We start from the raw sequence: 9,652 nt of genomic DNA on the forward strand, positions 1-9,652 counted from the left end.
CGGCGGCGGCAGCGACAGATAAGTATGATGTCCCTCAAACCGAAGTGGGGTAAGGCATGGAAGCGTCGACGGGGAGGTTCCGATGGTTCGATTGGCGTTGCTTGCGTTATCAGCCGCGGCGATCCCGACTTTCACGCTCGCGGCCGAGAAGGCGGCCGCCCCGGCGTCTCGCCCCTCGGGTTTTCAACTGCCTGCATTCAACGGTTCGTACCCAGGTCAGCTGTTTCGGTTCGATGGCGAGCGAGCCAAACTGCTCGTCAGAGAAGTGCTACCGGTCGTCATGGACGATGTAGCGCGGGTTGCCGTGCAGGAAGACACCATTTTCCCTGGTGGCCACTATTGGGGTCTGACGATCGACATCGCGCTGAAAGTCCGTGCCAGTTCTTCGCCTCCCATCTGTGAAGAGCCTCATGTCTACATCACCTATCAGTACAAAGGGCCCTACGTCGGCCCCGGCGGAATGCGGCCGACGGTAAGGGGCGGCACCATCGCCAATCACGCCTTCGACCGACTCTATCTGAGAAATCGTTATTTCACGATGTCCGAGACGGGCGCTTCCCAAGAACGTGCGTCAGCCATCTGTGCTTCTCTTGCCACCGATACATCTGGCTGGCGCGAAGCATCAAACATGAGCGAATATGCGGGGGAAAGGCGTCGCACCGAGGCGCTCTTCGACGCATTAGCGACGTTGCCGAAGTCACAAGTTCAATGCATGGAACCGCAAGGATCGGCTTGCAGCTATCGCCAGTCAGAGATTCTTTCGTTGGTCCAGACTTCCCCCCGGACCATTCGCAATCGGCCTCCGTTCCGAACGAGGGTGAGGTGATCGTGTATCGCCATTACGGCTACAATGATGCCGCTCAACTCGACTATATTGCAACGCTGCGCTCTGGTCAGGGAAATCGTCCATCATCATTGAACATTCGCTTCTCCAAGAGCCTCCCGCCGCCTCAAATTTGAAGTTCGACCTCGAAAGCCCTGTGCTCCGTCTAGAAACGACCGCCTTCGGGATCGGGCGAGCCAGTGGTGGATGACCGCTTCTGGCGGATAGTGTTGAAAAACTCCCTCGCGAGCCAAAAGCTGGCTTCACGGCACGGCGACGTAGAAGGAAGTTCTACGAGGGGGCGACTCCTCACGCGGCGTTGGCGCAATCCAGGCGCGTTGATAGAAAAAGCTTCTATTATCGCGGGCGCTGTCGGGCTCAGATCTCCGGGATCGGACTTTTTCAACACTATCGGCGCGAAGCTGTCATTGCTCCGAGGATCTGATTTAAGTGGAGTGTCACCGAAATTCTGATTTAAGTGGAGTGTCACCGAAATTGAGTGTCACCGAAATTCCTTCTGACCTCAGCTGAAGGGTCCGCTTCGAGCAACATGCGTAGCGCCTCTGAGAGTCCGAGATCAGCGCGAAGCTGCCGACGATTGTGAATGAGCAGCCGGCGGCGGCAGCGACAGATAAGTATGATGTCCCTCAAACCGAAGTGGGGTAAGGCATGGAAGCGTCGACGGGGAGGTTCCGATGGTTCGATTGGCGTTGCTTGCGTTATCAGCCGCGGCGATCCCGACTTTCACGCTCGCGGCCGAGAAGGCGGCCGCCCCGGCGTCTCGCCCCTCGGGTTTTCAACTGCCTGCATTCAACGGTTCGTACCCAGGTCAGCTGTTTCGGTTCGATGGCGAGCGAGCCAAACTGCTCGTCAGAGAAGTGCTACCGGTCGTCATGGACGATGTAGCGCGGGTTGCCGTGCAGGAAGACACCATTTTCCCTGGTGGCCACTATTGGGGTCTGACGATCGACATCGCGCTGAAAGTCCGTGCCAGTTCTTCGCCTCCCATCTGTGAAGAGCCTCATGTCTACATCACCTATCAGTACAAAGGGCCCTACGTCGGCCCCGGCGGAATGCGGCCGACGGTAAGGGGCGGCACCATCGCCAATCACGCCTTCGACCGACTCTATCTGAGAAATCGTTATTTCACGATGTCCGAGACGGGCGCTTCCCAAGAACGTGCGTCAGCCATCTGTGCTTCTCTTGCCACCGATACATCTGGCTGGCGCGAAGCATCAAACATGAGCGAATATGCGGGGGAAAGGCGTCGCACCGAGGCGCTCTTCGACGCATTAGCGACGTTGCCGAAGTCACAAGTTCAATGCATGGAACCGCAAGGATCGGCTTGCAGCTATCGCCAGTCAGAGATTCTTTCGTTGGTCCAGACTTCCCCCCGGACCATTCGCAATCGGCCTCCGTTCCGAACGAGGGTGAGGTGATCGTGTATCGCCATTACGGCTACAATGATGCCGCTCAACTCGACTATATTGCAACGCTGCGCTCTGGTCAGGGAAATCGTCCATCATCATTGAACATTCGCTTCTCCAAGAGCCTCCCGCCGCCTCAAATTTGAAGTTCGACCTCGAAAGCCCTGTGCTCCGTCTAGAAACGACCGCCTTCGGGATCGGGCGAGCCAGTGGTGGATGACCGCTTCTGGCGGATAGTGTTGAAAAACTCCCTCGCGAGCCAAAAGCTGGCTTCACGGCACGGCGACGTAGAAGGAAGTTCTACGAGGGGGCGACTCCTCACGCGGCGTTGGCGCAATCCAGGCGCGTTGATAGAAAAAGCTTCTATTATCGCGGGCGCTGTCGGGCTCAGATCTCCGGGATCGGACTTTTTCAACACTATCGGCGCGAAGCTGTCATTGCTCCGAGGATCTGATTTAAGTGGAGTGTCACCGAAATTCTGATTTAAGTGGAGTGTCACCGAAATTGAGTGTCACCGAAATTCCTTCTGACCTCAGCTGAAGGGTCCGCTTCGAGCAACATGCGTAGCGCCTCTGAGAGTCCGAGATCAGCGCGAAGCTGCCGACGATTGTGAATGAGCAGCCGGCGGCGGCAGCGACAGATAAGTATGATGTCTCTGAAACTGCTGAGTCGGGTCCGCCTTCAGCCAAACCGAACGCCACATCAAGCGCTGCATCTCTGATCTCCGGCCGCCGGACGTCAATGGACCAGATAACCAGCCGGGGTGATTAGAATAAAGTTCGGAACAATCATAAATTGGGTGACAGTGCACACTATTGCATCTCCACCCACAGTCGGATCGGTGGAGCCGCACGCCCGCGTTAGCTGGCGGTGATGCGTGTACGTACAAGTGGCGCACTGTTGTCTAATTGATCCGGCGTTGTGCTGACTTTTTCTTGCGGGAGCGCGGTCGGCTACGGTTGTCTCCGGGATCGAAGGCCGGCGTTGGCGCCTTTCTGGTCCTGTCCCATGATCGCGTTCAGCGGCAAGGAATGGGCGTCGTCACCTTGCCGAGGCGCAATCCATAGAGCTTGAAGAGGCCGCGCAGCTGATTGCTCGCCGCCTGGCGCGCCCGCACGAGCTGCTCGCGCACCTTGAGCTCGGTCCGGCTGAGATGGGTTGCCTCGTCCTTGACGTGGATCGCCTTGAACCAGCCCGTGCGCGCGAGCTGCGCCAGCCCCTCCGCATCGTGCGGATCGCTCTTGTTGGTCCGCGTGCCGAGCACCCCCTTGGGGTGACGCGCGCAGATGCAGACGACCGGCAGACCGCGCTCCGCCAGCCCGTGATGAAGGTAAGGCGACAACGCGCCCGTCTCCAGCACCACGCGCGCAACATCGCCGCAATGCCGAGCGATCGTCGTCGCGATCACCTCCGGATCCGTCGCGCACGCTCCGCGCCAGACCACCTCGCCCTCACCATCGACCGCGCACAGGTGCGTCGTCTTGTCCGAAACGTCCAATCCGAGGTAAAAAGACATGGGTCCATCCTCCTCCTTGAAGCGACTCCGCGTCGACTTCGTATCAGCCGGAGGATGGGCCTACCTCAATTACGCCATGTCACCGAAATTCGGCGTGTCACCGAAATCACCGAAATTCCGAGTGTCACCGAAATTCCTGTGTCGCAACCGGGCGGGGATATTTGGTCGTCCCCTGGAGTTTGGCTTCGACACTTTGCACGAGGCTCACGCATGACCAACCAGCGCTATGTCCCGCCCCATCCTTTCGGCCTCGGTGGGGTGGCGATCGGTAATGAATTCCAGTTCGCGACCGACAAGCAAGCGGACGCGACGCTGGAGGCCGCCTGGGACGCCGGCGTCCGTTATTTCGACGTGTCGCCCTGGTATGGCCTCGGCCTCGCCGAACGGCGCTTCGGGCGCTTCCTCGCGCGCAAGCCGCGCAATGAATTCGTGATCTCGTCGAAGGTCGGCAAGCTGCTGCGCGCGAGCCGCGACAATGAAGCGAGGAAGTTCTTTCCGTTTACCAACTCGCCGAACACGCCGCACTTTGACTACAGCGCCGACGGGACGCTGCGCTCGATCGAGGACAGCTTGCAGCGGCTCGGCCTCGATCGGCTCGACATCGTGTTCGTTCACGATCTTTCGCCCGACAACGACCATCTGCCCGACGACTGGGAGAGCCTATGGCGGGTTGCGGAGGCGGGCGCCTTCCCGACGCTGACCCGGCTGCGCGAGGAAGGCGTCATCGATGCTTGGGGGATGGGCGTAAACTGCCCGCAACCGATCCTTCGCTGCCTCGAGGTCGCCGACAGCGACGTGCACCTGCTCGCCAGCCAATATTCGCTGGTCGATCATGCCGAAGCGGTCGAGCGGGTCTTCCCCGCCGCGCGGGCAAAGGGCGTCAGCTTCGTCGTCGGCTCCGCGCTCAATGCCGGGTTCCTCGCCGGGCACGCGCGCTACAATTACGGTGATGAGAACACGATCGTGCCGACCGACAAGCGCGAGCGGCGATCCACGCTGTGCGGCATCGCCGCGCGGTACGGTGTCGATCCGGTCGCCGCGGCGCTCCAGTTCAGCCTCGCGCCCGACGTCGTATCCTCGCTGATCGTCGGCACCGCCACGCCCGAGCACATCCTTGCCGATCATGCCGCCCTGCAGGTCGCCATCCCGGCAGACTTCTGGGCCGATCTGCGCCGCGAAGGCATCCTCCACCCCGACGCTGCCGTGCCGAGCTGACCTTTGGTGCCGTCGCGCCCGCTCCCGCGGAGCGCGCACCCTGCAACGTCGCGAATGCGGAGTGGCGGCTGCGCGCCATCCCCGGACGCTCAGCTCTGCCAAGCATTTGACTTTCAGCAGCCGTCATTGCAGCGGCTCACCGAAGCTGGACGGCCGGTCAGGCAGCCTTTGCGCCCCGCGGTCGTTGTTCGGCTATCGATATGAGCGGGAGTGCTTGACCCTGAACGACGATCACAAGGAACATGAGGGGGGCGGGGCCGGCCGAGGGGGGTCGAGCGGCAAACCCGCTGACAATCATCTCGACGATGGCAGCATCACCCTGACGGGGCATCACCAGCGCCGGCACTGGCGCGAGAGCACCATCTCGGACGACGACCTCCAGGATCGCGGCGGCGTGTTCTTTGCCGCAGTCGAGATGACCAGGATGCCGATGATCCTCACCGATCCTCGACAGGACGACAACCCGATCGTGTTCGCCAACAAGGCCTTCCTCGACCTGACCGGTTACGAGGAGAACGAGGTCCTGGGCCGTAACTGCCGTTTCCTGCAGGGTCCGCGCACGGATCAGGAACAGGTTCGTGAGCTGAGGGAAGCGGTCAAGAACGAAGATGCGATCAGCATCGAGATCCTGAACTACAAGAGGGACGGTACACCATTCTGGAATGCTGTCTTCATTGGACCCGTGTTCGATACCGATGGACAGCTTCTCTACTTCTTCGCCTCCCAGCTCGACGTGTCACGCCGGCGCGAGTCCGAAGATGCTCGCCGCCATAGCCAGAAGATCGAGGCGATCGGACAGCTTACTGCGGGTCTGGCGCATGACTTCAACAACCTGCTCCAGGTGGTCGCCGGCAACCAGGAGCTGCTCGAACGCGATCTGGTCGAGCCCAAGGCTCGCCGGCGGCTCGAGATCGCGCAGCAGGCGACCGAGCGGGCGGCCCGCCTGACCCGCCAGTTGCTCGCGTTCGCGCGCAAGACGCGGCTCAACCCGACTCGGCTGGACCTATCGACAGCCGTCTCTGACTTTGCCGACCTTCTCGAGACCACGCTGGGATCGGCCATCGATCTGCGGCTTGATCTGCTTCGACGCATGCCGCTGGCGATGATTGACGAGAGCCAGTTGGAGACAGCGCTCCTGAACATTCTCGCGAACAGCCGTGATGCGCTTGGCCGGGGCGGGACGGTCACCATCTCCACGGGCACGCGTCATCTCAATGGCGATGCTGCCGCGCTCGGGCTCGTTCCAGGCGATTATTGCGTCCTGGAGGTCAGGGACAATGGCTCCGGAATGAGCGAGGCGGTGCGGGCCCGCGCGATCGAGCCATTTTATACGACCAAGACGGTGGGGAAGGGAACGGGTCTTGGCCTCGCCATGGTGGACGGCTTTGTTCAGCAGTCATGCGGTCGCATGGAGATCGAGAGTATCGAGGGGGAAGGCACGACCGTTCGCCTCCTTTTCCCGGTCGCCGGGCCGGAGGAGATCGGCGTTGCTGGAGCGCACCGATCGGAAGCACCGCCGGTGCAAGTCGGAACTCGCTCCGGAGTCATCCTGCTTGTCGAAGACAATGACGAGGTTCGTCATCTTGCGCAGGAGCAGCTCGCGGAAGCCGGTTATGTCGTCCACGTGGCCAATAGCGGAGACGACGCGCTGGACCGTCTCGACCAGCTTGCCTGGAAGATCGACCTATTGTTCACCGATCTGATCATGCCGGGCGACACGAACGGTCTGGCGCTGGCGGAACGCGTAAGGGTTCAAGCGCCCGAAGTCCGGATCCTGCTCGCCACCGGCTATACCGAAGATCTCGTCGGCGAAGCGAAAGCCAATGGCGCAGACGTGCTCGGCAAGCCGTATCGCAGAAGCGAATTGCTCGATCGTGTCGGAGCCGCGATCTCGCGGAGCAACCAGGATCAGCGACGTGTTCCCTCGGACTTCGGTGCCGCCGAAGCCTAAGGACTGCCAAGACCTATCATGAAATTTGGATGACGAGCTCGTCTGGACGGGTAGCGCAGACCTGCCGCCCTTGCCATTCTCGGATGTCAGGTTGCCGACTTTTCTAGCGCCAGTTTCGGCCAAAAAGCGGCCTGGCAGGCGTGCGCACAGTCCTTCGCATAGAGGGCCGCCTGACAGCGCAGAACGCAAAGTCTGCTTCTGACACCAGCAGTCGTTCGCCGTGCCCCGTCGGAACGGCGGCTCAGTCCCAGAGCCGGTCATTTCGCCAGACCAAGTCCCGAACGTGAATGTACGGCAGCTCCCAGGATCGGCGTTCTTATCGCTGAACGGCCGACTCCGGCGCGAAGCTGCCGAACGTCCTGCGCGCGTCCGGTCGATTGGGTGCATTGAGTAAGCTGTCACCGTGATTCGCGTCACCGGGATGAGTAGACTGTCACCGAAATCCGCGGCGCGGCGCGGGCGCGGCGCATTACCGGCTCAGTTCAGCACCGCCAGGTAACGCGCGGCGCCGTCGCTCGCGATGCGCGGGCCGACGTGGAGGGCGAGGCTGCCCTCCCCCGCCCGGCGCAGCACGTAGACGGCATCGCCGTCCGGCGGCTCGCCGCCCTTCGCCTCGAACACCGCCGCGAAGCCCTGACGGCGGCGCAATGCCAGCGGCCGTGCGCCGCGGGCCGGCAGCGGCTCGACCGCGACGAGCGTGAGGAGCGCCTGCGAGTCGGCGACTCGGAAGCTCTCGCCCACCCGTCCCTGCCATGCGCCGATCGAGGCGCCGCCGAGCAGGCCGAGCGCGCCGCGCGCGCCGCGAGCGCTGCCGCCGGAGAGCGGCACCGCGGCCGAGGCGGCCGAGGCGCAAGCAGCGGCGGCCCCGACACCGCCGACGACGATGAATTGGCGGCGGCTCGCCGCCGAGCCCGTCTCTCTCCTGCCCATAACGTCCCCCATCGCCACGTGGGTGAGCTGCCCCGCCGCGACCTTAACCGAAACCGGGGCGGCAGGATAGGATTCGCCGCCCGATCCTGGCCGGATCCCATCATAGGTCAGCACGATTTCCTGAGCGGGCGCGGGCGGCATCAGGCCGCCGCCTCGTTGAGCACGACCTGGGTGACGCGGCGGCGGCCTCCCGAGCGGCTGAGCTGGACGAAGACGTCGATCGTCCGCTGTACGTAGAAATGGACGTCCTCCCGCCCCAGGCGGGTGCCCCCCTGGAGGACGAGCAGGGCGATCTGCTCGACGGCGCGCTCGGCGCTATCGGCGTGCACCGTGGTCATCGAGCCGGGGTGGCCGGTGTTGACCGCGCGCAGGAAGGCATAGGCCTCCTGCCCTCGCAGCTCGCCGAGGATGATCCGGTCCGGGCGCATGCGCAGCGACGCGGCGACGAGATCGTCGGTGGTCACCTCGCTCTCGCCGAGACGGCTGCGCGCCGCGATCAGGCCGAGCGCATTGGCGTGGCGCAGCTGGAGCTCGGGCGTGTCCTCGATGAAGACCAGCCGCTCTTCGGCCGGGATCTCGCGGATCAGGGCGTTGAGGAAGGTGGTCTTGCCGGTCGATGTCCCGCCCGAGACCAGGATGTTCCTGCGGCCCCGCACGGCCGCCGCGAGCATCCCCGCGACATCGCCTCGATCGAGCTGCGCGCGTAGCGCATCGTCGCCTTCGCGCTGACCAAGATGGCGCTGGATGGTGACGTCGCCGAGCGCGCCCGAGGCGACATAGTCCGAGAGGCAGAGGTCCTGCTCGACGTGCTTGCGGATGGCGAACGCGAGGGGGCCGCGCGTCGCCGGCGGTGCGACGATCTGGACGCGCGCTCCGTCCGGCAAGGTCGCCGAGAGCAACGGATGCTCGCGGCTGATCCCCTGGTGCGAGAGGGCGGCGATCTGCCGGGCGAGCCGCCAAAGCATCGTCTCGTCGAGCTGCGGGGCCTCGTGGCGCTCGGTGAGGCCGCCGAGGGTCTCGATCCACAGCTCGCCGGGCCGGTTGACGTAGATGTCGGTGACGTCGGGGCGGGCGAGGACGTCGGCGAGCGGCGAGAGATAGGCGCGCAGGTAGACGCCGTCGCCCGCCTCGTTCGCCGCCGCGATCATTCGCGGCCCCCGCCGAAATCGAGATCGCGGGAGACGAACACGCTGATGCTGCGGCCGGGCGGCACCTTCAGCGTCGGGCGGATGTTCTGCCCCCCGGCGGCGGCGCCGAGGCCGCCGCCCTGCAGCGTCCCCGGCAAAGCGAGCAGGACCCCGTTGTTGTTGTTGCTCGCGCGGACCGCGGCGAGGGTCAGGCCGATGTCGACGGTGGAGCGCAGGATGGCGCCTGCGAAACGCTCGAAGAAGTGGCTGTCGACGTTCGCCTTGACGCCGCCGCGGCCGAGCCGGTCGGTCGCCGGGGAGCCGATCGCGATCGTCACGCCGTCCGGCCGGACCAGGCGCTGCCAGGTGATCAGCGCGCGGTTCTGCCCCTGAGTCGTGTCCGACCGATATTCGCCGATCAGCCGGCTGCCGCGCGGGATGAGGATCCGGCTGCCATCGAAGCCCCGCACGTCGCGCGAGACGATGGCGCGGGCGAATCCGGGGTGGTTGGAGTTGAAGGCGGTCTCCATCACTGCCGGGATCAGCGTCCCCTGCGGCACGGTGCCGGCGCGGTTGGCGAGCGTCGCCGAGCGCACCCGGCCGCCGAGGCTTGCCGCGAAGGGCGAGCCCGGCCCCCCGCCCGGCGGCGGCGGCGCACCGGAC

General features: G+C 63.8%; 8 protein-coding genes. 4 read left to right on the plus strand and 4 right to left on the minus strand.

Annotated features, from left to right (window positions below):
* Positions 1–82: 82 nt before the first annotated feature.
* Both E2493_RS20700 and E2493_RS20705 read left to right on the plus strand, forming a co-directional pair.
* Positions 83–826 (plus strand): hypothetical protein, encoded by a 744-nt coding sequence (locus tag E2493_RS20700; RefSeq protein WP_135090557.1) that lies wholly within the window; start codon positions 83–85, stop codon positions 824–826.
* Positions 827–1,518: 692 nt separating this feature from the next.
* Complete coding sequence (locus E2493_RS20705) at positions 1,519–2,262, plus strand: hypothetical protein (RefSeq protein ID WP_135090557.1); 744 nt, start codon at positions 1,519–1,521, stop codon at positions 2,260–2,262.
* Positions 2,263–3,268: 1,006 nt separating this feature from the next.
* On the opposite strand, the gene E2493_RS20710 is transcribed toward E2493_RS20705, so the two are convergent.
* Entirely contained in the window at positions 3,269–3,766 is a 498-nt protein-coding gene (locus E2493_RS20710) for an IS110 family transposase (RefSeq protein ID WP_135090650.1), read from the minus strand.
* Between the two features lie 210 nt (positions 3,767–3,976).
* On the opposite strand from E2493_RS20710, the gene E2493_RS20715 reads away from it, so the two are divergent.
* On the plus strand, positions 3,977–4,981 hold the full coding sequence (locus tag E2493_RS20715; protein ID WP_135090652.1) for an aldo/keto reductase: 1,005 nt from the start codon (positions 3,977–3,979) through the stop codon (positions 4,979–4,981).
* A gap of 214 nt (positions 4,982–5,195) precedes the next feature.
* On the plus strand, positions 5,196–6,932 hold the full coding sequence (locus E2493_RS20720; protein ID WP_225421631.1) for a PAS domain-containing protein: 1,737 nt from the start codon (positions 5,196–5,198) through the stop codon (positions 6,930–6,932).
* 477 nt (positions 6,933–7,409) lie between these two features.
* Here E2493_RS20720 and E2493_RS20725 read toward each other — a convergent pair whose 3' ends face one another.
* The 3 genes from E2493_RS20725 to E2493_RS20735 all read right to left on the minus strand — a co-directional run.
* On the minus strand, positions 7,410–8,003 hold the full coding sequence (locus tag E2493_RS20725) for a DUF6916 family protein (RefSeq protein ID WP_135090654.1): 594 nt from the start codon (positions 8,001–8,003) through the stop codon (positions 7,410–7,412).
* Positions 8,003–9,010 carry a P-type DNA transfer ATPase VirB11 gene (gene virB11 / locus E2493_RS20730; protein ID WP_135090656.1) on the minus strand — a complete coding sequence of 336 codons (1,008 nt, stop codon included), beginning with the start codon at positions 9,008–9,010 and terminating at the stop codon, positions 8,003–8,005. Before virB11 ends, E2493_RS20725 begins: the two co-directional genes overlap by 1 nt.
* Positions 9,007–9,652, minus strand: a 646-nt coding sequence (locus E2493_RS20735) for a TrbI/VirB10 family protein (protein WP_135090658.1), incomplete at its 5' end; no start/stop codon positions are given. The genes virB11 and E2493_RS20735, both read right to left, overlap by 4 nt.

The organism is Sphingomonas parva (ex Maeng et al. 2020), from assembly GCF_004564275.1.
Taxonomy (GTDB): domain Bacteria; phylum Pseudomonadota; class Alphaproteobacteria; order Sphingomonadales; family Sphingomonadaceae; genus Allosphingosinicella; species Allosphingosinicella parva.

Coding starts and splice junctions, on each gene's coding strand:
- E2493_RS20725 (WP_135090654.1), bottom strand. CDS start 8,003: ATGCCGCCCGCGCCCGCTCAGGAAATCGTGCTGACCTATGATGGGATC.
- virB11 (WP_135090656.1), bottom strand. CDS start 9,010: ATGATCGCGGCGGCGAACGAGGCGGGCGACGGCGTCTACCTGCGCGCC.
- E2493_RS20700 (WP_135090557.1), top strand. CDS start 83: ATGGTTCGATTGGCGTTGCTTGCGTTATCAGCCGCGGCGATCCCGACT.
- E2493_RS20705 (WP_135090557.1), top strand. CDS start 1,519: ATGGTTCGATTGGCGTTGCTTGCGTTATCAGCCGCGGCGATCCCGACT.
- E2493_RS20710 (WP_135090650.1), bottom strand. CDS start 3,766: ATGTCTTTTTACCTCGGATTGGACGTTTCGGACAAGACGACGCACCTG.
- E2493_RS20715 (WP_135090652.1), top strand. CDS start 3,977: ATGACCAACCAGCGCTATGTCCCGCCCCATCCTTTCGGCCTCGGTGGG.